This is a genomic window from Glutamicibacter sp. NPDC087583 (assembly GCF_044743685.1).
Taxonomy (GTDB): domain Bacteria; phylum Actinomycetota; class Actinomycetes; order Actinomycetales; family Micrococcaceae; genus Glutamicibacter.
This window is the reverse complement of the sequence record NZ_JBIUWY010000001.1, coordinates 1,014,457-1,034,621: the sequence shown is the minus strand read 5'-3', so window position 1 is coordinate 1,034,621 and position 20,165 is coordinate 1,014,457. Positions and strand designations below refer to the sequence as shown.

Genomic DNA, 20,165 nt, shown 5'->3' with positions numbered 1-20,165 from the left:
AACGGGACGACAAGCAAAATTGCTTGTCGTCCCGTTAGGGTTACTGCCTAGTGAGCGTGATCGCCACGGCTGTATTCGTAAACCCAGCCGGTCACGCCAACGACGGCCAAACCGGCGCCGATGAAGAAGACCCACCAGCCCACAGCGAGGCCAAGGAAGCCAATCGCTGCAGCCGAAGCCAGGACCAGTGGCCACCAGCTCCATGGGGAGAACATTCCGATATCGCCGGCGTTCTCGTGGATTTCGCCATCCACGCGGTCCTCGGGCCTGTTGCCAACGCGCTTAGCGGTGAATAGCAAGTAGCCACCTACCATCGCGGACAATGCGACCAGCATCAGCAATGCCAGGAATCCGACCCATTCGCTCCAGTTGGTCATGTAACCGTAGACAATCGCTACTGGGGTGAAGAAGAAGACGCCACCCAGGAAAATCCAGGATTCAACTTTCATCGTTACACGTCCTTCTGGTCAGCCGAGCCGAAGATCTTCGCAACCGGAGTTTCGGGGGTTACCCGTCCACTCAGTTCCGGGTGGTGCAGATCCAGTGCCGGACGCTCGGAACGGATGCGAGGGATCGAGTGGAAGTTGTGGCGTGGTGGAGGGCAAGAAGTTGCCCATTCCAGCGATGCGCCGAAGCCCCATGGATCATCTACTTCGACCTTCTTGGCGTTTCGGTGGGTTACCCACACGTTCCAGAAGAATGGAATCATCGACGCACCCAGAATGAATGCGAAGACGGTCGAAACCTGGTTCATGGTGGTGAAGCCATCTTCAGGCATGTAGTCGGCGTAGCGACGTGGCATGCCCATAACGCCCAGCCAGTGCTGGATCAGGAAGGTGCCGTGGAAGCCGATGAACAGCAACCAGAAGTGAATCTTGCCAAGACGCTCGTTGAGCATCTTGCCGGTCCACTTCGGCCACCAGAAGTAGAAGCCAGCGAACATCGCGAACACAACGGTACCGAAGACTACGTAGTGGAAGTGAGCCACAACGAAGTAGGTATCCGATACGTGGAAGTCCAGCGACGGAGCCGACAGGATAATACCGGTCAGACCGCCGAACAGGAAGGTGATCATGAAGCCCATGCTCCAGAGCATTGGGGTTTCGAAGGTGATCGAGCCGCGCCACAGGGTTCCGATCCAGTTGAAGAACTTCACACCGGTTGGAACTGCGATCAGCATGGTCATGAAGCCGAAGAACGGCAGCATTACCGAGCCAGTGACGTACATGTGGTGTGCCCACACGGAAACCGACAGTGCAGCAATCGAGATGGTCGCGAAGACCAGGCCCTTGTAGCCGAAGATCGGCTTGCGGGAGAACACTGGGAAGATCTCGGAGACGATGCCGAAGAACGGCAAAGCAATGATGTAGACCTCAGGGTGCCCGAAGAACCAGAACAGGTGCTGCCATAGTACGGCACCGCCATTCTCTGGGTCGAAGATGTGGGCACCGAAGCGGCGGTCTGCACCCAGTGCGAACAGCGCAGCTGCCAGTGGCGGGAAAGCCATCAGGACCAGCAACGAGGTGATCAAGGTGTTCCACGAGAAGATCGACATGCGCCACATGGTCATGCCAGGTGCACGCAGGCAGATGATCGTGGTGATGAAGTTGACGGCGCCAAGGATGGTACCGAAGCCCGACAGTGCAAGGCCGAAGACCCAGAGGTCTCCGCCGATTCCTGGCGAGAAGGTGGTGTTCGACAGCGGAGCGTAAGCGAACCAACCGAAGCTAGCTGCACCCTGGGGGGTGAGGTAGCCGGCCAGAGCGATCAGCGAGCCCAGCGAGAAGAACCAGAAAGCCAATGCATTCAGACGTGGGAAGGCCACATCCGGGGAACCGATCTGCAGGGGCATCATGACGTTGGCGAAACCTGCGAACAGCGGGGTTGCGAACATCAAGAGCATGACAGTGCCGTGCATGGTGAACAGCTGGTTGTACTGTTCCTTGGTCTGCAGGATCTGCATGCCTGGTTCGAACAGCTCTGCACGAATCAGCAGCGCCATAACGCCACCGACACAGAACAGGATGAACGAGCTGATCAGGTACATGTACCCGATCTTCTTGTGGTCGGTCGAAGTAATGTAGTCGACGAACAGACGACCCTTGGACTTCGGCACTACGGCTGGAGCAATCGACTTCACGTCGTCAGTTGCATATTCAAACGTTGTCATGATTACTCTCCTTCCCCGTGCTCTACTACGACGCCGTTAACAACATCTGGCTTACGGTCGTACTCTTCACCAATGTGTCCATCTTCCATCTTTGCCAGCTGAGCCTTGAACTCGGACTCATTGACAACCTCGACGTTGAAGAGCATCTCGGAGTGGTACTCGCCGCAAAGCTCGGCGCACTTTCCGTCGTAGCTGCCTTCAACCTGTGGAGTCAGGTAGATGTAGTTGGTCTTGCCTGGGATCATGTCCAGCTTCTGCAAGAAGGCTGGTACCCAGAAGGAGTGGATGACATCGCGGCTATTCAGCTCAAGGGTTACCGACTTGCCCGCTGGCAGGTACAAGGTTGGCAGTTCTTCGCGAACGCCTTCCGAGCCATCGGTGTTCAGGTGAGCCTGTTCGCCGGCGTAATACTTCTCGGTGCCCTGGTAGCTGTAGTTGAAGTCCCACGACCATTGCTTGGCTCGGACGTCGACTACGACCTCAGAATCAACAGGGGCGTTGATCTGCTTTTCCAGGGTGTTGTTGAAGCTAAAGAAGACTAGAACAAGGACCAAAGGAATGGCCGTGTAGAAGATCTCCAATGGCAGGTTGTAGCTCAGCTGACGCGGGTAACCCGTATCGTTCTTGCGGCGGCGGTAGGCGATGACGCACCAGAGCATCAATCCCCAGGTCAATACGCCGACGACAATAACAGCGATCCACGAGTTAACCCAGAAATCCTGGATTGCCCCGGTGTGGTTGGTGGTGTCGCGCTCCACGTTTGGGAGCCAACCGCGTTTTGCCTCCGCTGTACATCCCGTCAACAGCAATGCGCCAGTGCCGACTAAAGCCAGTACTTTGGCTTTAGCGGACCCGCGACTGCCGGTTCGGTCTTGCGAACTCACAGACGGCCCTTCCTCTTTGTTGGTGCAGAATGTGGTCTTCATAAGTCACCTCGTGGTTTAAACGAGTTGCACGGTGAGGTGGCTCACGAAGGGAAACATAGTTTTACTACTTAATGTAGAGCTTACCCTCTTTGGGGTCAGAATGCCGAAAAACGCCGCTGTGCTAACGAGAAATTTCTTCAACGTTTGAACAGCGGCGTTTGTTCCCTACGGCCTAGTGGAAGGAATCTCCACAGGCGCAGGAACCCGATGCGGCCGGGTTGTCGATGGTGAAGCCCTGCTTCGAGATGGTGTCCTCGAAATCAATGGACGCGCCAGCGAGGTACGGGACGCTCATCTTGTCAACGATGACCTCAACGCCATCGAAGTTGCGTACCGCGTCGCCGTCGAGCATGCGCTCATCGAAGTAAAGCTGGTAGATAAGGCCCGAGCAGCCACCTGGCTGCACGGCGATGCGGAGACGAAGATCATCCCGGCCTTCCTGTTCCAGAAGCGAGCGAACCTTGTCCGCCGCCACGTCGGAAATCTCTACCTCATGGGTTGGCACCTCAGTTGGATCGCCCTTGGTCTGGTCAACAGATGCAGTCATGATTTTCCTCCCATACTGCTCGATGCGGCACCAAGCTCCAGATTTGTTACTGGAACCGGCACCTCTGTTCTTGCTTCTATCCTACGTCGCTACGCTGAAGAATTCTTCCCCTGCGTCTCTCCGTATGACACGGTTCATAGTCCCTTGGCGTTGATCCTCGCCAGCATGAGGGCTTCAGCCTCAATTGCGTGCTGGAAGTCGCCTAGATGCAGCGACTCGTTGGCCGAGTGCGCACGCGAATCGGGATCCTCGACACCGGTCACCAGGATCTGCGCCTTCGGGAAAACTTCCAGCAAATCTGCGATGAATGGAATTGATCCACCCAGGCCCATATTCACTGGTACAACGCCCCAAGCTTGTTCAAGCGCCCAGCGCGCAGTGTCATTTGCCGAAGCGTCCAGGTTCGCCTTGTAGGCGTTGCCTGCTTCGGTGACGACAAATTCAACCTCGGCACCGCGAAGGTCAACGCTTTTGACGTGTGCCTCAAGGGCCTTGAGCGCATCTGCAGGATTCTGCCCTGGGGCCAGGCGCATCGATACCTTGAAACGCGTTGCCGGCAGCAAGGTATTCGACGAGTGGTCGACACTCGGGATATCCATTCCAATCACGCTCAGTGCTGGTTTATTCCACAAGCGGTCGGTGATCTTGCCGGTGCCGGCAAGCTGGAAGGATTCCAGAACGCCGGAGTCCCTGCGGAATTCGGCTTCGTCGAAGTCGACTTCAGCGATGTCGTTGGCAACCAGGCCGGCAACGGCAACAGAACCGTCTTCGTTGTGGAAGCTGGAGATCAACTTGGCGGCGAGAATCGGGCCATCGAGAACTGGTCCGCCAAACATGCCCGAGTGAACTGCATGGTTCAACGAGCGAACGGTGATCTCCGCTGCGCACATGCCGCGCAGCGAGCTGGTCAGTGCTGGGGTTCCAACCGACCAGTTGGACGAGTCGGCAACTACGATCACATCTGCTGCCAACTTGTCCTGATGGGCTTCGAGGAAGTTGCGGAATGATGGGGATCCTGCTTCTTCCTCCCCCTCGAAGAAGTAGGTTACGCCGACGCCGAAATCGCCAATGAGGTCCAGCACGGCGCGCATCGCCGCGATGTGGACCATGATGCCGGCCTTGTCGTCAGCGGCACCGCGGCCGAACAGCCGGTCCCCTACTTTCGTGGCTTCGAATACCGGGGTGTTCCAGTCCGCCTCGTTGCCAGGAGGCTGGACGTCGTGGTGTGCGTACAGGAGCACGGTTGGCTTTCCGGGTGCCGCCTTGCGCTGGGCTACCACGGCAGGCGCGCCCATAGCGCCGTTCTGCGCAGGCTCGCGCAGGATTTCCACGGTCTCCATCCCGGCCGACTTGGCCAATTCGGCCACTGCCGCAGCCGATTTTTCCAGGTTCTGCGGGTCGAAGGATTCCCATGCGATGCTCGGGATCGCGACCAGGGAAGTGAGCTCTTCGAGGATCTTCTCGAAGTTCGTGTCGATGTGGCTTTTTAGCGCGGCAATATCGACGCCGCTTGCAACAGCGTCGAAGGTAGTATTTTCGGTCATGCCTTCAGCCTAGCAATTCCTCGCGTATCGAATGTCACGCCGCTAACTATTTCCGGCTAGAATAGAGGGGTGTTTGGACGTAAGAAGGATGAACCTCAATCCCCCGTAAATGTGGAGTCTGCCCAGCAGGCCCCGGAAACAACCGACGGCCGCAAGACTGGTCCAACGCCCAAGCGCAATGCGCAGCAGGCGAACCGTCAGCGCCCGTTGGTTCCTACCGATCGCAAGGCCGCTAAGGAAGCCCAGCGTCAACAGCGTGTTGAAGCGCAGAATCGTTTGCGCTTAGCCAACGAAACTGGCGATGAACGCTACCTGATGCCACGCGACAAGGGTGAGCAGAAGCGCTACACCCGTAACTTCATTGACTCTCGCTGGATGTTCGGCGAGTTCATGATGTTCATCATCCTGGCCTTCTTGGTTGTCTCGCTGGTGTTCCAGCGCAACCTGCAGATCCAGATGTTTGTGCAGGCAGCCCTCTGGGTTGTTATCGCACTGATCATCATCGAAGCAATTGTGACGACCATCCTCTTGAAGAAGCGCCTGGTCGCCAAGTTCGGCCACATGGAAAAGGGCGTACGCATGTACGCGGCAATGCGTGGAATGCAGTTCCGCAAATTGCGCCTGCCAAAGCCACAGGTCAAGCGCGGCGCAAATATCGACTAGTCGATACCGCTAGACCGCAAAGGGGCAAGCTCGCTGAGCTTGCCCCTTTCTAGTTAATTGCTTGGTTGAATAACAATGTTCAAAATTTGTGGAGCCAACTACAAGGTGATGCAAATTCTGCGATAGGAATATCGTTGCCGCGACGCATTTCTGCCAATCCTGTCCGTGCTCGCAGCATGCGGCCTTGTTGGCTCCGATACAAGGATTCATCCCGGTCGGCAACCGTTATTGCCACCTTCTCCCCTAGCGCGGCTGCCCTTGCCTAGTCTCCTGATCCAAGTTGCGTTCAAAGCTGTTGCAGGCAGGACGTACGCAGAAGATGGGCCCGGTTAACGCGGAATGGCTCCGATTCTTCGAGAATCGGAGCCATTCCGGAGCATTTGGGAAATTCCACTCCAAAGAACTAGAGCATGTGCTCCAGGTCCTTATTGATCGAACGTGCCCAGAACGGACCCTCGTAGAGGAATGCGGTGTAACCCTGTACCAGGTCCGCGCCTGCGTCCAGGCGTTCCTTCACATCCGCGGCATTTTCCACGCCGCCGACGGCGATCAGAGCCATCTCGGCCGGAACAAGTGCACGCAACTGGCGAAGAACTTCAAGCGATCGCTGCTTGAGCGGAGCGCCAGATAGCCCGCCGGCGCCAATCTCTTCAACCTTGGACGCATCGCTGGTCAAGTTCTCGCGACCGATGGTCGTATTGGTGGCAATAATGCCGTCGAGTTCAAGTTCCATGGCCAAGCGTGCAACGTCAGCGACATCCTCATCGCTAAGATCGGGAGCAATCTTGACCAGCAAGGGAATATGGCGGCCGGCAACCTTGTCAGCCAACTGGCCGACTTCCGAAAGCAGCGGACGAAGAGAGTCAACGCTCTGGAGCAGGCGCAGACCCGGGGTGTTGGGGCTCGAAACATTGACGACCAGGTAATCTGCGTGGATCGCCAGCTGGCGGGTGGACGCCAGGTAATCCCCTACCGCGTCTTCCAGCTCTACAACCTTGGTCTTGCCGATATTCACGCCGATGACCGGGCGGGTTCCAGCGTAACCAGTCTTGAGCTCTTGGCGAGAACTGGCGACACGGGCAGCGACAGTTTCGGCGCCTTCGTTGTTGAAGCCCATCCGGTTGATTACCGCGCGGTCCTCAACCAAGCGGAAGAGCCGCGGTTGCGGGTTGCCGGACTGGGCCTGTCCGGTGACGGTTCCGATTTCAACATGGCCGAAACCGATATCGCTCAACGCCAGGATTCCGGTGGCGCCCTTGTCGAAGCCAGCAGCCAATCCGAATGGGGATGGGAAGTCGATGCCCATAACGGTGCGCTTCAGCTTGGGTGCCGGAGCGAAGAACTTGCGAGCTGCCTTAGTGAGCCCTGCGCGTTGCGCAATCTTGATCGCGTTGAATGCAAAATGGTGAGCCTGTTCAGGATCCATCTTGGTGAACACGTGCTTGAAGACCAGTGGGTATATGCGCATGGAACCATTTTCCCGTGAAGAACCCGAAACAGACAACTTGAGATGGGTAGTATTCAAGATATGAAGCACTTCGTTGTTCCAGAAAGCAGCAGTTGGCCAGACTTTATGTCTTCAACTAGGCCGGGGCAATGGGTCGAAGATCCCCTCGGGCCTGATTTTGAGCACCAAACCTTGGATTTCGGCGTCGATGCGGAAGGACCGGCCGTCGCGACCTTGGTCCGCTATTGCCCGGCTGGATTCAGGAATCGGCTCGGACGACGAGCCCAGGGAATTGTTCTGAGCGTGCATGGCTGGAGCGATTATTTTTACAACCGCGAACTGGCAGCTTTCTGGCATCACCATGGATACCACTTCTACGCACTTGATCTACGCAGGCATGGACGCAGTCTGAGAGCCGAACATGCTTTGCCTGGTTATGTCGATGACTTGGCGGACTTCGATGAGGAGCTCAATGCGAGCTTGGAACTGCTGCGTAATGAGCATCCTCAATTACCGGTGGTTGCCCAAGGGCACTCGACGGGCGGCTTGATCCTCAGCTTGTGGCTTGCGCGCCAAGCGCCGGGCATTAAAGCTCTTGTCCTGAATGCTCCATGGCTTGAGTTTCAGGGAACGGCCTTCCTGCGCATTCCTTTTCACGGCCTAATGGAAGCGATCACTCGCACGAATCCGCGCAGGAAGCTCAACGGACCAGAATTCGATCATTACTGGCAATCGCTGAGTACTGATAGCCATGGCCAGTGGGACGTTCATCGGCTATGGCGACCACGGATCGCTTTTCCGAACACCGCGGGATGGCTGAAAACGATATTCGATGGCCATGCCCTAGTTGCGAAGGGGCTGAAACTTCAACAGCCGATCTTCGTCCTCACCTCGGATCGCACCCATATCGGCACGAGCTACTCCCCTGACATGCAGCACTGTGATTCGGTACTCGACGTTCAGCAAACGCGCCTGCGGGCGTTGAAACTAGGCAGTTTCGTTACTTTGTCCGAAATTCCGGGCGCAATGCACGATGTGTTCACCTCCGCTGAGCCCGCCAGATCCGCAGCATATCGAGACCTAAGCCTCTGGTTGCGATTGGTGGGAACAGCGCTGAAAACGTCCTAGGCCTGTGGCTTGTCGATAGCTCCGCCGTAACGGCGATCGCGTTTGGCATATTCTTCTACGGCGGTAAACAGCGTTCGCCGGTCGACATCCGGCCAAAGCTGGTCGAGGAAGACCATCTCTGCGTATGCCGACTGCCACAGCAGGAAGTTGCTTGTGCGTTGCTCGCCACTGGTTCGGAGGAAAAGATCCACATCAGGCAGTTCCGGAGCATGCAGGTATTTGGCGATAGTCTTTTCACCAACCGAGCTAGCGCGAAGCCTGCCGGCTGCAACATCCTGGGCAATCGCGCTGACAGCGTCGCCTAGTTCTGCGCGCCCGCCGTAGTTCACGCACATGGTCAGCTGGCAACCCAAGTTGTCTTTGGTGATTTCTTCGGCTTCCTTGAGTTCATTGATAACCGATTTCCAGAGCTTGGGTTCTCGACCCGACCAGCGTATGCGGACGCCCCATGAGTTCAACGTATCGCGTTGGCGGCGCAGAACATCACGTGAGAAGCCCATCAGGAAGCGCACTTCCTCAGGGCTGCGCTTCCAGTTCTCGGTTGAGAACGCGTAGACAGAGACGTACTTGACGCCCAGCTCCACGGCTCCGGCCACCACATCAAGCAAAGCTGCTTCGCCTGCACGGTGCCCCTCGGTACGAGGCAATCCCCGCTGGTTCGCCCAACGTCCATTGCCATCCATGACGATAGCTACGTGTTCAGGGATGAGTTCCTGCGGAATGGCGGGCATCTGCGGATGATCCGGATGCGCATAAGGAGCAACTGGGCCTCGGCGGCCGGTGATCTTAGGAAGCTTCTTCAATTTCTCTCCACAAGACGTAGGGAATTCACGGCACGCTCAAGGTGCCACTGCAAGTAGTTGGCCACGATATCTGCTGCTTGCTTGCGCGCTCGAGGTCCTGCTTCTGCCACGGTGGACCAGTCCCCTTCCAGCAGCGCCTGCAGATATTCAATGGTGACGGGATGCGGCGATAACGATCCAGAGGGGCGGCATTCTGGGCAGACGACCCCGCCAAGCTGGACGTGGAGCGCTTGATGCGGGCCAGGCTTGCCGCAGCGCACGCAGTCGGTAAAGGACGGCGCCCAACCAGCAACCGAGAGGGCCCGCAAGATGTAGGAGTCCAGCACGGCTCCGGAATCGACTCGCTGCTTGGATAACAGGGCGATCGCACCGTGGAAGAGCTGATACTGCTGGAGGGCTGAATCGCTTTCTGTTTCCAGCAGTTTTTCAGCGATCTCCGACATGGCGTTGGCCACCGTGTAGCTCGGGTAATCCATGACCAGCAATTGGCCGTATGGATTTCGAAGCTGTGCCTGCGAGACGATATCGAGATTGCGGCCCATCACCAGAAGCGCGTCGACTTCCATGAACGGTTCCAGCGTGGCGCCCATCCGCGACGACGTCCGGCGTACGCCCTTAGCCACCGCACGGACAATCCCATTGGGTGTCAGCAGGGTGATGATGCGATCGGCTTCTCCCAGCTTGTGGGTACGCAAGACCAAACCACGGGTGTGGTAGCTCTTGGAAGCGAAACCTGATCTGGACACGGACAATATTCTCCCACTTCAACTCCCAAAGTTCTGAATCCAACGATTCCTATGGGTGTCGATTCGTCCCTGGGCGCGGTAGCTGCAGGAGCAACCCGGCATCTACCGGGCCCGAGGAAAAGGGGTTCAAGGTGTCTCTCGACTTGAATTGAGCGGGAACACCGACAGCGACGCAGTTATCAGGCAGGTCAGTAGCGACCACGGCATTCGCTCCTATATTGCACCGGCTACCTACTTGCACGCCACGCAATACCGTGGCACCGGATCCAATCATGCAGTCGCTGCCGATGACGGTTGTAGCTGGACCGGCAGACCCGGCTGCCGCGATAGTGGCCCCCTGGTAAATCAAAGTTCTGGATCCAATTACCGTATTAGGCCCGATAACGACACCAGTGCCGTGATCGATGAGAACGGGACTGCCAAAAACAGCAGAGGGATGGATGTCGATTTGCGTCAATGATCGGGCAATGAGCCTGATGATTTTCGACAGACCCCTGGTTGTCTTGCGCTGCCACAGCTGGTGAGTAACCCGATGCATCCAGATCGCGTGCAAGCCCGTTGAAGTAGTTGCCGTGGCCAATAGTCCTTGTGCTGCCGGATCGCCCGCAATGACCGCGCGGATTTCATCCATGAAACGGGGCAAAGCTCTTCCCTTTCCTCGTCGGCGCTTGCTTGCCAGCCGCCCTGGCAGTATATGGAAGGCAAAACGCCACGGCCAGCGTGGTGAGGCTGGCCGTGGCGTTGAGCTGGCAACAAGGTGGTGCCGCAGACCTACTTGCTGTCGCGGATCGCGCGGTTGACGGCCGAAACTACGGCCTTCAGTGCTGCAATGTTGGTATTGGTGTCCAGGCCAATGCCCCACAGGATGCGATCGCCCACGGCGCATTCGACGAATGCGGCTGCGCGGGCGTTGCCGCCTTCGCTCATGGCGTGCTCGGAGTAGTCCAGCACGCGCAGATCCACGCCATCATCGTTGAGCAGCTTGACCAGCGCGGAGACCGGACCGTTGCCCTGGGCGCTGCGCTCATGGGCCACGCCGTCGATGATCAGCTTGGTATCCAGGCGGAAGCTTCCGTCCTCCGCCGAAGCCGCGGTCGCCGAAGCAATCTGGTAGTAGCCCCAGGGACTCATGCCCGAATCTTCGCTGACCGGCAGGTACTCATCCTGGAAAACGTCCCAGATGCGCTGCGAGGAGATCTCGCCGCCCTCGGTATCGGTCTTGCGCTGGATGACGCCGGAGAACTCGATCTGCGCGCGGCGCGGCAGGTCCAAGTTGTAGTCGTTCTTCAGCAGGTAAGCAACCCCGCCCTTGCCGGACTGCGAGTTCACGCGGATCACGGCCTCGTAGGAACGGCCGATGTCCTTCGGGTCGATCGGCAGGTACGGAACAGCCCAGACCAGGTCGTTGATGTCCTTGCCTTCAGCCGAAGCCTTGGCTTCCATCGCTTCCAGGCCCTTCTTGATCGCGTCCTGGTGCGAACCGGAGAAGGCGGTGAAGACCAGATCTCCGCCGTACGGGCTGCGTTCAGCCACTGGCAGCTGGTTGCAGTACTCGACGGTGCGGCGGATGTGGTCCATGTCCGAGAAATCGATCTGCGGGTCGATGCCCTGGCCGAACATGTTCATGCCCAAGGTCACCAGGTCGACGTTGCCGGTGCGTTCGCCGTTGCCGAACAGGCAGCCTTCGATGCGGTCGGCGCCGGCCAGGTAGCCCAGTTCTGCCGCGGCCACTCCGGTGCCGCGGTCGTTGTGCGGGTGCAGCGAGAGGATGATCGAGTCGCGGTTGGCCAGGTTGCGGTGCATCCACTCGATGGAGTCGGCGTACACGTTCGGGGTAGCCATTTCCACCGTGGCCGGCAGGTTCAGGATCATCTTGTTTTCCGGGGTCGCTTCCAGCACCTCGGCTACGGCCTCGGAAATGCGCTTGGCGAAGGCCAGCTCGGTCCCGGTGTAGGACTCTGGCGAGTACTCGTAGGTGATCTTGGTGCCGGTCAGCTGCTCTTCGTACTTCTTGCACAACCGGGCGCCCTGGACGGCGATGTCCACGATGCCGTCTTCGTCCTGGCGGAAGACGACTTCGCGCTGCAGGATCGAGGTGGAGTTGTACAGGTGGACAATGGCCTGCTTGGCGCCTTCCAGCGCTTCGTAGGTGCGCTCGATCAGGTGCTCGCGGGACTGAGTGAGCACCTGGATGGTCACGTCATCGGGAATGCCGCGCTCGATCAGCTGGCGGACAAAGTCGAAGTCGGTCTGCGAAGCCGACGGGAAGCCGACCTCGATTTCCTTGAAGCCCATTTCGACCAGCAGGTCGAACATCTTGTGCTTGCGCTCCGGGCTCATCGGATCGATCAGCGCCTGGTTGCCATCTCGCAGGTCGACCGCGCACCAGCGCGGGGCCTTGGTGATGTACTTGTCGGGCCAGGTGCGATCGGGCAGATTGACCTCGATCTGATCCTGGAATGGAACATACTTGTGGATTGGCATGTTCGAAGATTTCTGCATGTTCTGCATTTCTGTGGGTCCCCTAGACAAAATTAGTGCTTAGTTTGTGGGGCCAGACAAGAGCTACTCCGCGACGAGGGGTCGGCCTGTAGACCACTAGCGGTCCTTTGGATCCTCGCAGCGGCTAAGTAGTAGTAGAAGCTCGAAATGCACGAAATGAGCATAGCACCGCGCTTTGGAGGCAAGTGAAACTTATGTCACTTGCGTGTCACATAGTGGACGTCCGCCTTGCGCAAGGCGGCGGACAGGATGCCCAAGCAGGCGAACAATGGGGCTCATGGAGCTAAGCACCAGGGAGGTCCATGGATGGAGGCGATCAGCATCGGCGCTGGAATCCATGGGCTGCGTACCGGTGCTTCTCCCGCGGAAAGGCTGGCCCGGGAGATCCAGAGTGCGGGCCAAGCAGCCGGTTAACCAGCTCGTCCCCCAAAACCGGTCTGGTCTTGAGGGACGAACAGCGCATTTTCCAGCGCTGAGGTGCGCAGCCTAGAAGCCGAGGCGTCCAAGCTGCTTCGGGTCGCGCTGCCAATCCTTGGCAACCTTCACATGCAGGTCCAGGTAGACCTTGGTGCCCAGCAGCTTCTCGATGCCCTGGCGGGCGTTGGTGCCGACCTCGCGCAGGCGCGAACCGCCACGGCCAATGATGATGGCCTTCTGGCTGGAGCGCTCAACGAAGAGCGAGACGTGGATGTCGATCAGCGGATTGCTTTCGCTGCGTCCTTCGCGGGGAACCATCTCTTCGACGACGACGGCCAGCGAGTGCGGCAGTTCGTCGCGCACGCCTTCAAGGGCGGCTTCGCGAATCAGCTCGGAAACCATCTTGGCTTCCGGCTCGTCGGTCAGCTCGCCGTCCGGGTACAGCGGCGGGCCCACTGGCAGGTGCTCTGCCAGCACGTTGGCCACCTCTTCGACCTGGAATTCCTTGACAGCCGAGACCGGAACGATTGCGGCGAAGCCGTTCTCGCCGAAGTTCTGGGTGCCCATCTCGGCCACCGCAACCAGCTGCTGCGCGAGCTGTTCGCGGTCCACCAGGTCAGCCTTGGTGACCAGGGCGATGATCGGCTTGCGCTGCAGCTGAGCCAGCTGCGTGGCGATGTAGCGGTCGCCCGGGCCGATCTTCTCATTGGCCGGGATGCAGAAGCCGATCGCGTCCACCTCGGAGAGGGTGTCGGCGACCAGGTCATTCAGGCGCTGGCCGAGCAAGGTGCGCGGACGGTGCAGGCCCGGGGTATCGACCAGGATCAACTGCGCATCCTCGCGGTGCACGATACCGCGGATGGTGTGGCGGGTAGTCTGCGGCTTGGCCGAGGTGATGGCCACCTTCTGGCCCACCAGCGCATTGGTCAGGGTGGACTTGCCGGCATTCGGGCGGCCTACGAAAGAGGTGAAGCCGGAGCGGAAGCCCTCAGGCCATCCGCTGGATGCAAGCAGGTTGTGGTTTTCACTCATGTGAGGAATCCTCGTCGTTCTCAATATGGTCGGATGCATCTGTTTCCAGACGCTCTACATGGATTTTGCCGATACGGTTGCGGCGGCCCGCGAGGGCTACCACGGTCAGGCGCAGGCCGTGCACTTCAGCGGTGGAACCGAGTACCGGCACCGATTCCAAGGCCTTGGAGAGCAGGCCGCCGACGGTGTCGACGTCCTCTTCCTCGATGTGCATGTCGAAGTGGTCGGCAATATCGTCAATGGATGCCGCCGCCACGGCGAAAATCGACCCGTCAGGGTTCTGGATCAATTCGGCCCTCGAACGATCATACTCGTCATCGATTTCGCCAACGATTTCCTCAAGCAGGTCTTCCAGGGTCACCAGGCCCGCGGTGCCGCCGTACTCGTCGATGACGATGGCCAGGTGGATGGATTCCTGCTGCAGTTCCTGCATCAGCTCTGCTGCCGACTTCGATTCGGGAACAAAGCGGACCTTTCGCGCCAATTCGGCCAGGGTCCGGGCCTGCTGCAGACCGTGGATCTCGCGGATCAGGTCCTTGAGGTAGATGATGCCCTGGATATCATCGGTGTCCTCGCCGATCAGCGGGATGCGGGAGAAGCCCGAGGCGATGAACAGGTCCATGGCGCTGTGGAAGGAATGATCCGCATCCAGCACCACCATGTCGGTGCGCGGCACCATCACCGAACGAACGCTGGTCTCCTCCAAGTCGATCACCGAGGAAATCAGTTCGGCCGATTCCTCATCCAGGTCCTCGCCTTCGGAGGCGCGATCCACCAGATCACGCAGTCGTTCCTTGCCCAGGTAGCCGTCGCCATCCACGCCGCCGGGGCTCAGCGCCTTGGCGATGGATGCCAACCACGTGGTGATGGGTCCGAGCACCAGGCGCAGGAAGCGGACCAGGGTGGCGGTGGACTGCACGACGTTCTGGGCGTTGGAACGCCCGTAGCGACGTGGCGACACGCTGACCAGGACGAATCCCAAGGCGGCCATCGCAATAGTGGAGATCATGCCGATCAGCCACACATTCTCGATCCACTGCGAAACGAGCAGGGCTACAGCGACAGCGGAAGCGGTCTCGAACCAGATCCGCCAGAACTTCACTGCCTGGGCGTGGGTTTCTGTTTCATCCAGAATTGCGGACAGCGATTTGGAATTGGACTCGGCGCGCAGGCGTTCAGCAGCGTGCCGGGATAATGCGTAGAAGGCTGAGTCTGCGGCAGTCAGCACGGCCGAGAAGGCCATGAAAACAAGGGCGAGAATCAGCAAAATTATTTCCACGGGGTTATTCCACCGTTTCCTTTGGCGCGGGGCGGCCGGTGTAGCTCTCTAGCAGCTGGCGCTGCAGCGCAAACATCTCTTCCTTTTCTGCTGGCTCCATGTGGTCGAAACCCATGAGGTGCAGCAGGCCGTGGGTGGTCAGCAACAGGATTTCATCGTGGGTGCTGTGGCCCCCGGCCTTGGCCTGCGCTTCGGCGACGGCAGGGCAGATGACGATGTCGCCAAGGATGCCGCTCTCCCCCGGCGCACCGGCAGTTCCTGGGCGCAGCTCATCCATCGGGAAGCTCATCACATCGGTGGGGCCTTCGAGGTCCATCCACTCGACGTGCAGGGCGCTCATGGCATCCTCGTCGATGAAAACGATCGATACTTCGGTTTCCGGATGCAGGAACATTGCCCGCATCACCGATTCTGCCAAGGCGTTGACATCCTTGAGATCGACGTCGTATTCGGTTTCGTTATTTACTTCAATGCTCATTTGCTGCGGCGTCCCCGGTTGTGGTCTTTGCGTCGGGTGTCATCCCAACGGTCGTAAGCAGTAACGATGTCGGCAATCAGACGGTGGCGAACCACATCCGAAGAGTCGAGTCGGCAGATGCTGATGTCGTCGATGCCTTCAAGGACATCGCTGGCCATGCGCAACCCGGAGGTCGCATTGTTGGGCAGATCCACCTGGGTGACATCCCCCGTCACTACCATCTTGGAACCGAATCCCAGGCGGGTCAGGAACATCTTCATCTGTTCACTGGTGGTGTTCTGCGCTTCATCCAGGATCACGAAGGCGTCATTGAGGGTGCGTCCACGCATATAGGCCAGCGGAGCGACCTCAATGGTTCCGGCTTCGAGCAATTGCGGAATGGTTTCCGGATTGATCATGTCGTGCAAGGCATCGTAGAGCGGGCGCAGGTACGGGTCGATCTTCTCGGTCAACGAGCCCGGCAGGAAGCCCAGCTTCTCCCCTGCCTCAACGGCAGGCCGGGTCAGGATGATGCGGTTGACCTGCTTGTCCTGCAAGGCGGCGACGGCCATGGCCATGGCCAGGAAGGTCTTGCCGGTACCGGCTGGGCCAATGCCGAAAGTAATTGTCGAATCCTCTATGGCGTCGACATAGCTCTTCTGGTTCACGGTCTTGGGGCGGATGGAACGTCCGCGCCCCGAGAGGATCTTCAGGCCCAGGACGTCGGTGGGTGCATCCGGATTGCCGGCGCTGAGCATCTTGATGATCTGCTCGATCGTTTCGGCGCTCATGCGCGAGCCGCGAGTGGCCAGCGAACGGGCTTCTTCGGTGACGCGCTGGGCCTTGCGGACTTGCTGCGGTTCACCTACCAGAGCCAGGGATTGGCCGTTGGGGCGGAAGCTCACCTGCGGGTAGGCGCCGGAGAGAATACGCAAGAGCTCGTCATTGGGACCGAGGGTGGCAATCATGAGCTCAGCTGTATCGAAACTGATGGTGAGCGATGCGGATCCGTTCTCCGCTGTCGCCTTATTCTGTTCAACCTGCATGCAGTGCGCGGCGCCCCTTTGCGAGCTTGGTGGTAATCGTGATTTGTCCTGCTTGCCATTCTATCGAGTCGCAGGCCAATCCGGAGAAAATTCAGGTCTCAGCGTAAGCAGTAGAACCTGAAAGTAGTCTTGAATGATGCTAATCGGGGCAAGTGGCGAACATATAGATTTGGTTACGGATTAGTAAGTTGGGCCATTTTTCTGCAGTTAGCCGCTTCTGATATGGCAAGCTTGAGAGCGGTTCCAATACGGCCAGGAGCCACAACAGCTAAAATCACCACGGATTGGTACGCAGTGCAATCAAGGATCTTGCGGAAGATTCCACGCCGATTCGGCGTTTTGGGAATCACTGCCGCTCTCGTCGTCGCCGCAGGATGCGGTCTGACGAATCGCGAGAGCTCCTATGAGATGCCATCGACCGCCGTGGCTGAATCGCTGAACCTGCCGAACGCCACCGACGCTGGCGAGGATGTCGGCATCGCGGCTAGCCTGCCCATCTACTGGCTGGAAAACACCGATACCGGCGTGTTCCTGTACCGCGAGTACATCGAGGACACCCGCCATCAGGAACCCATCGGCGATGCGATCTGGACGCTGCTCTCAGCCGACCCGATGAAGCCGAAACGCTATACCCATTTGAAGCCCACCGATGAAATCGGGGTTTCAATCAATAATGCGAATGTCATCACCTTGGATCTGCCGGCCAAGGTCTTCAGCGCCAATCTCGACCAGGGCCTGTCGGAGCGCGCCATCCAGCAATTGGTCTTCACCGCTACGGCAGCTGCCGCCAGCGCTGGACTGGTCGTGGGCGAGCTTCCCGCAACGGTCCGCATCCTGGTTGACGGCCAGGCAAATGCCACAGTCTTCGACGGTTTCCGGCTCAAGGATGTCTACGAGCGCGATGCGGCGTTCATTGCACCGATCTGGATCATCGATCCGCAGTTCAACAAGACCTTGGCGGATGGCTCGATCAAGATTAACGGCCGAACCACCCAGTTCGACATCGGCACCTTCTACTCCTTGCAGCGCAAGGACGCCGACGGCAAGCTCACGGTGATGACCGCTCAGAAGCAGGTCAACCCCGGGCAGATCAATGCCGACGGTTCATTCACCCTGACCACCGATCTGCGTGCCGGCTCATACCGCCTGACTTTCTGGGGCGTTGAGACCGAATCGGACCATCTGGTCGGCAAGGTCACCAGCGACTTCCGCGTCGAGTAACGCAGCATCCAGCGCTGCAGCCCCCGCCGGAAGTCCTGGACATGAACCTGGGCGCCCATTGTCCGGGCCAGCTCCTGAACTGGTGGCGGCTGAGCATTCTTGGCCTGCTGGCAGGATTTCCAGTGCCATTGCCGTGGACAGCGTCGTGATCCGATCGGCTGCCGCATCCGCGTATCCGGCCCGCAGCGACTTCGCGTTCCCCGTCCCGAGGCCTTTTCTCGGCTCGAACCCGTTGCGCCGGCCGGAGACGAAATTGCTCCGCAGATCCCGGCAGGCACATGCCTGCCGGGATCTGCGGAGCAATTCACCTGCTAACCGGAATTCTGGAACCTAGATTTCGCCGATCAAATGGCGGATCAAGACCAGGGCCGCGGGGCCCGCGGTCGAGGCACGCAGCACATGCTGGCCCAGCAGGGCTGGTTGGGCGCCGGCATCGACGAAGGACTGCAGCTCCGTTTCGGAGATGCCTCCTTCTGGCCCGACGATCATGATGATCTCCTGGCCGGTCCGCGCATCGGCGAGCCACGACTGCACACGCCGGGCCACCGATTCCGCGGCCTGCTCGTGCAGAACCAGAACCAGTGCGTCATTTGCGGTATCGGCCGCGATGGCCTTGGCCAGTTCCTTGGAACCCAGCGGGTCCAGCACCTCTGGCTCATAGGCGCGGCGCGACTGCTTCTGCGCCGAGCGCACCTGGGCGCGCCACTTGGCCATGGCCTTGTCGACCTTGGCCGCGTTCCAGCGCACGATCGAGCGGTCAGCCTGCCAGGGGCGTACCGACAGCACGCCCAGTTCCACGCCGGACTCGACAGCTTGCAGGTCGCGATCCCCCTTGGACAGCGCCTGGACCAGGGTGACCGGGTGATCGCTGACCGCTTCCTCGGCACGGCGCAGGACCTTCACGCTCAGCAGGTCCTTGGCGGTGCCGATGACCTCCACAGTCAGGCGCAGCCCCTTGCCATCCAGCAGGTCCAGGTGCTCGCCCGCGGAGACCCGTTTAACGGTGACCGCGTGGTGCGCTTCGGAGCCATCCAGTTCAAGAATGTCCCCGACCGTTGCGTCCCGGCCCTGCTGGGCGTCGATGACGAAGCTGTGGTTGCTCATGCCTAGCGCTGGTTCAGCTTGTCGCGCAGGCGGGAGAACATGCCGCCGCTGTGCTCCACACGGCCGGCCGAGAGTTCTTCGCCACGCAGCTTGGCCAGTTGCTCGAGCAGATCGCGCTGGGCAGCGTCGAGCTTGGTCGGCGTCTCCACCTGCAGGTGCACGATGATGTCCCCGCGCTTGCCTCCGCGCAGGCGCGGCACACCGAGGCCCGGCAGGGTGACGGTGTCGCCATCCTGGGCGCCTGGCTCCACATTGATGGACTGGCCGCCGTCGAAGGTTTCCAGCTTCAGCTCGCAACCCAGTGCGGCGGCGGTCATTGGCAGGCTCATCTTGGCGTGCAGGTCGGTGCCGGCGCGCTCGAAGACCTTATGGCGGCGCACGTCGATCTCGACGAACAGGTTGCCGTTAGGCCCGCCGCCCGGGCCGGCTTCGCCCTGTCCGCGCAGCTGGATGCGGGTGCCGGAGTCGACACCTGCAGGAACGTTCAGCGACTTGGACACATGCTCGCGCACCCGGCCTTCGCCGTTGCACTCCAGGCAGGGGTCCGGGATGGTGGTGCCGAAACCGCGGCAGGCCGCACAGGTTTCCACGGTCATCATCTGGCCCAGGAATGAACGCACTGGACGCTGCACCTGGCCTGCGCCATGGCAGATGTCGCAGGTGACCGGGCTGGTGCCTTCGCGCGTGCACGAACCGTTGCACGTCTTGCAGGTGACAGCGGTTTCCATCTCCAGCGGGTAGACCGTGCCCTTGACCGCGTCTTCCAGGTCGATGGTGATGGTGATCAGCGCGTCGCGGCCCGGCTGGGTGCGTGATGCCGGGCCCTGGGCCTGGCCGCCACCGAAGAACTGCTCGAAGATGTCGCCGAAGCCGCCAAAGCCCTGGCCGCCACCGCCGAAGCCCGGGTGGCCGTTGCCGTTCTCATCGCCGGTGGCGTCGTAGTTGGAGCGCTTGGTCTGGTCGGAAAGGACTTCGTAGGCTCGGGTGACCAGCTTGAACTGTTCTGCAGCGTCATCGCTAGGGTTTACATCCGGGTGCAGCTTACGCGCCAACTTGCGGTAGGCACTCTTGATTTCCTGCGGGGTCGCGTCCTTGGCGACGCCTAGGGTCTCGTAATGCGAGCTCACGTTATT

At 59.5% G+C, this 20,165-nt stretch carries 19 protein-coding genes; 3 read left to right on the top strand and 16 right to left on the bottom strand.

Annotated elements, in window-relative coordinates; genetic code table 11:
- Positions 1-47: 47 nt before the first annotated feature.
- From ACIOU9_RS04905 to ACIOU9_RS04885, 5 genes are all read right to left on the bottom strand, one after another.
- A complete protein-coding gene (locus tag ACIOU9_RS04905; RefSeq protein WP_105658347.1) occupies positions 48-449 on the bottom strand; it encodes a cytochrome c oxidase subunit 4 in 402 nt (133 codons plus the stop codon).
- A gap of 2 nt (positions 450-451) precedes the next feature.
- Positions 452-2,170, bottom strand: a complete 1,719-nt coding sequence (gene ctaD / locus ACIOU9_RS04900) for a cytochrome c oxidase subunit I (protein ID WP_105658346.1) — start codon at positions 2,168-2,170, stop codon at positions 452-454.
- A 2-nt stretch (positions 2,171-2,172) separates the two neighbouring features.
- Positions 2,173-3,096 (bottom strand): cytochrome c oxidase subunit II, encoded by a 924-nt coding sequence (gene coxB, locus ACIOU9_RS04895; protein WP_286134304.1) that lies wholly within the window; start codon positions 3,094-3,096, stop codon positions 2,173-2,175.
- Positions 3,097-3,268: 172 nt separating this feature from the next.
- Positions 3,269-3,643 carry an iron-sulfur cluster assembly accessory protein gene (locus ACIOU9_RS04890; RefSeq protein WP_105658344.1) on the bottom strand — a complete coding sequence of 125 codons (375 nt, stop codon included), beginning with the start codon at positions 3,641-3,643 and terminating at the stop codon, positions 3,269-3,271.
- 134 nt (positions 3,644-3,777) lie between these two features.
- On the bottom strand, positions 3,778-5,187 hold the full coding sequence (locus tag ACIOU9_RS04885; protein ID WP_105661277.1) for a dipeptidase: 1,410 nt from the start codon (positions 5,185-5,187) through the stop codon (positions 3,778-3,780).
- 69 nt (positions 5,188-5,256) lie between these two features.
- On the opposite strand from ACIOU9_RS04885, the gene ACIOU9_RS04880 reads away from it, so the two are divergent.
- On the top strand, positions 5,257-5,850 hold the full coding sequence (locus tag ACIOU9_RS04880; protein WP_105658342.1) for a DUF3043 domain-containing protein: 594 nt from the start codon (positions 5,257-5,259) through the stop codon (positions 5,848-5,850).
- Positions 5,851-6,253: 403 nt separating this feature from the next.
- Here ACIOU9_RS04880 and ACIOU9_RS04875 read toward each other — a convergent pair whose 3' ends face one another.
- On the bottom strand, positions 6,254-7,318 hold the full coding sequence (locus tag ACIOU9_RS04875) for a quinone-dependent dihydroorotate dehydrogenase (RefSeq protein ID WP_105661278.1): 1,065 nt from the start codon (positions 7,316-7,318) through the stop codon (positions 6,254-6,256).
- 42 nt (positions 7,319-7,360) lie between these two features.
- Here ACIOU9_RS04875 and ACIOU9_RS04870 point away from each other — a divergent pair, with 42 nt between their 5' ends.
- Positions 7,361-8,425, top strand: coding sequence for an alpha/beta hydrolase (locus tag ACIOU9_RS04870; RefSeq protein WP_105661279.1), 1,065 nt, complete (start codon positions 7,361-7,363; stop codon positions 8,423-8,425).
- On the opposite strand, the gene ACIOU9_RS04865 is transcribed toward ACIOU9_RS04870, so the two are convergent.
- The 8 genes from ACIOU9_RS04865 to ACIOU9_RS04830 form a co-directional block, all read right to left on the bottom strand.
- Positions 8,422-9,228 carry an isoprenyl transferase gene (locus tag ACIOU9_RS04865; RefSeq protein WP_105661280.1) on the bottom strand — a complete coding sequence of 269 codons (807 nt, stop codon included), beginning with the start codon at positions 9,226-9,228 and terminating at the stop codon, positions 8,422-8,424. The two genes, ACIOU9_RS04870 and ACIOU9_RS04865, sit on opposite strands and share 4 nt — an antisense overlap.
- Positions 9,225-9,974: a DNA repair protein RecO gene (gene recO / locus ACIOU9_RS04860; protein ID WP_105661281.1), complete on the bottom strand. Its 750-nt coding sequence runs from the start codon at positions 9,972-9,974 to the stop codon at positions 9,225-9,227. Before recO ends, ACIOU9_RS04865 begins: the two co-directional genes overlap by 4 nt.
- Before the next feature lie 49 nt (positions 9,975-10,023).
- Positions 10,024-10,512, bottom strand: a complete 489-nt coding sequence (locus ACIOU9_RS04855; RefSeq protein ID WP_402696322.1) for a serine O-acetyltransferase — start codon at positions 10,510-10,512, stop codon at positions 10,024-10,026.
- A 233-nt stretch (positions 10,513-10,745) separates the two neighbouring features.
- Positions 10,746-12,485 carry a 2-isopropylmalate synthase gene (gene leuA / locus ACIOU9_RS04850; protein WP_105661283.1) on the bottom strand — a complete coding sequence of 580 codons (1,740 nt, stop codon included), beginning with the start codon at positions 12,483-12,485 and terminating at the stop codon, positions 10,746-10,748.
- A gap of 477 nt (positions 12,486-12,962) precedes the next feature.
- Positions 12,963-13,925, bottom strand: a complete 963-nt coding sequence (gene era, locus ACIOU9_RS04845) for a GTPase Era (RefSeq protein WP_105658337.1) — start codon at positions 13,923-13,925, stop codon at positions 12,963-12,965.
- On the bottom strand, positions 13,918-15,204 hold the full coding sequence (locus tag ACIOU9_RS04840) for a hemolysin family protein (RefSeq protein WP_105658336.1): 1,287 nt from the start codon (positions 15,202-15,204) through the stop codon (positions 13,918-13,920). Before ACIOU9_RS04840 ends, era begins: the two co-directional genes overlap by 8 nt.
- A gap of 4 nt (positions 15,205-15,208) precedes the next feature.
- The gene (gene ybeY, locus ACIOU9_RS04835; protein ID WP_105658335.1) at positions 15,209-15,682 is read right to left on the bottom strand and encodes an rRNA maturation RNase YbeY; all 474 of its coding nucleotides are present in this window, start codon (positions 15,680-15,682) and stop codon (positions 15,209-15,211) included.
- Positions 15,679-16,707, bottom strand: a complete 1,029-nt coding sequence (locus ACIOU9_RS04830; RefSeq protein WP_105658334.1) for a PhoH family protein — start codon at positions 16,705-16,707, stop codon at positions 15,679-15,681. The genes ybeY and ACIOU9_RS04830 overlap by 4 nt, the downstream gene beginning before the upstream one ends.
- 309 nt (positions 16,708-17,016) lie before the next feature.
- On the opposite strand from ACIOU9_RS04830, the gene ACIOU9_RS04825 reads away from it, so the two are divergent.
- Positions 17,017-17,928 carry a GerMN domain-containing protein gene (locus ACIOU9_RS04825; protein ID WP_332728102.1) on the top strand — a complete coding sequence of 304 codons (912 nt, stop codon included), beginning with the start codon at positions 17,017-17,019 and terminating at the stop codon, positions 17,926-17,928.
- Positions 17,929-18,258: 330 nt separating this feature from the next.
- Here the strand turns inward: ACIOU9_RS04825 and ACIOU9_RS04820 are convergent, their stop codons facing one another.
- Together ACIOU9_RS04820 and dnaJ are read right to left on the bottom strand one after the other, a co-directional pair.
- Positions 18,259-19,032, bottom strand: a complete 774-nt coding sequence (locus ACIOU9_RS04820) for a 16S rRNA (uracil(1498)-N(3))-methyltransferase (protein ID WP_402696169.1) — start codon at positions 19,030-19,032, stop codon at positions 18,259-18,261.
- 2 nt (positions 19,033-19,034) lie between these two features.
- Complete coding sequence (gene dnaJ / locus ACIOU9_RS04815) at positions 19,035-20,159, bottom strand: molecular chaperone DnaJ (RefSeq protein WP_105658331.1); 1,125 nt, start codon at positions 20,157-20,159, stop codon at positions 19,035-19,037.
- Between the last annotated feature and the right edge of the window lie 6 nt (positions 20,160-20,165).

Coding starts and splice junctions, on each gene's coding strand:
- ACIOU9_RS04905 (WP_105658347.1), bottom strand. CDS start 449: ATGAAAGTTGAATCCTGGATTTTCCTGGGTGGCGTCTTCTTCTTCACC.
- ctaD (WP_105658346.1), bottom strand. CDS start 2,170: ATGACAACGTTTGAATATGCAACTGACGACGTGAAGTCGATTGCTCCA.
- coxB (WP_286134304.1), bottom strand. CDS start 3,096: ATGAAGACCACATTCTGCACCAACAAAGAGGAAGGGCCGTCTGTGAGT.
- ACIOU9_RS04890 (WP_105658344.1), bottom strand. CDS start 3,643: ATGACTGCATCTGTTGACCAGACCAAGGGCGATCCAACTGAGGTGCCA.
- ACIOU9_RS04885 (WP_105661277.1), bottom strand. CDS start 5,187: ATGACCGAAAATACTACCTTCGACGCTGTTGCAAGCGGCGTCGATATT.
- ACIOU9_RS04875 (WP_105661278.1), bottom strand. CDS start 7,318: ATGCGCATATACCCACTGGTCTTCAAGCACGTGTTCACCAAGATGGAT.
- ACIOU9_RS04870 (WP_105661279.1), top strand. CDS start 7,361: ATGGGTAGTATTCAAGATATGAAGCACTTCGTTGTTCCAGAAAGCAGC.
- ACIOU9_RS04855 (WP_402696322.1), bottom strand. CDS start 10,512: ATGCATCGGGTTACTCACCAGCTGTGGCAGCGCAAGACAACCAGGGGT.
- leuA (WP_105661283.1), bottom strand. CDS start 12,485: ATGCAGAACATGCAGAAATCTTCGAACATGCCAATCCACAAGTATGTT.
- era (WP_105658337.1), bottom strand. CDS start 13,925: ATGAGTGAAAACCACAACCTGCTTGCATCCAGCGGATGGCCTGAGGGC.
- ybeY (WP_105658335.1), bottom strand. CDS start 15,682: ATGAGCATTGAAGTAAATAACGAAACCGAATACGACGTCGATCTCAAG.
- ACIOU9_RS04830 (WP_105658334.1), bottom strand. CDS start 16,707: ATGCAGGTTGAACAGAATAAGGCGACAGCGGAGAACGGATCCGCATCG.
- ACIOU9_RS04820 (WP_402696169.1), bottom strand. CDS start 19,032: ATGAGCAACCACAGCTTCGTCATCGACGCCCAGCAGGGCCGGGACGCA.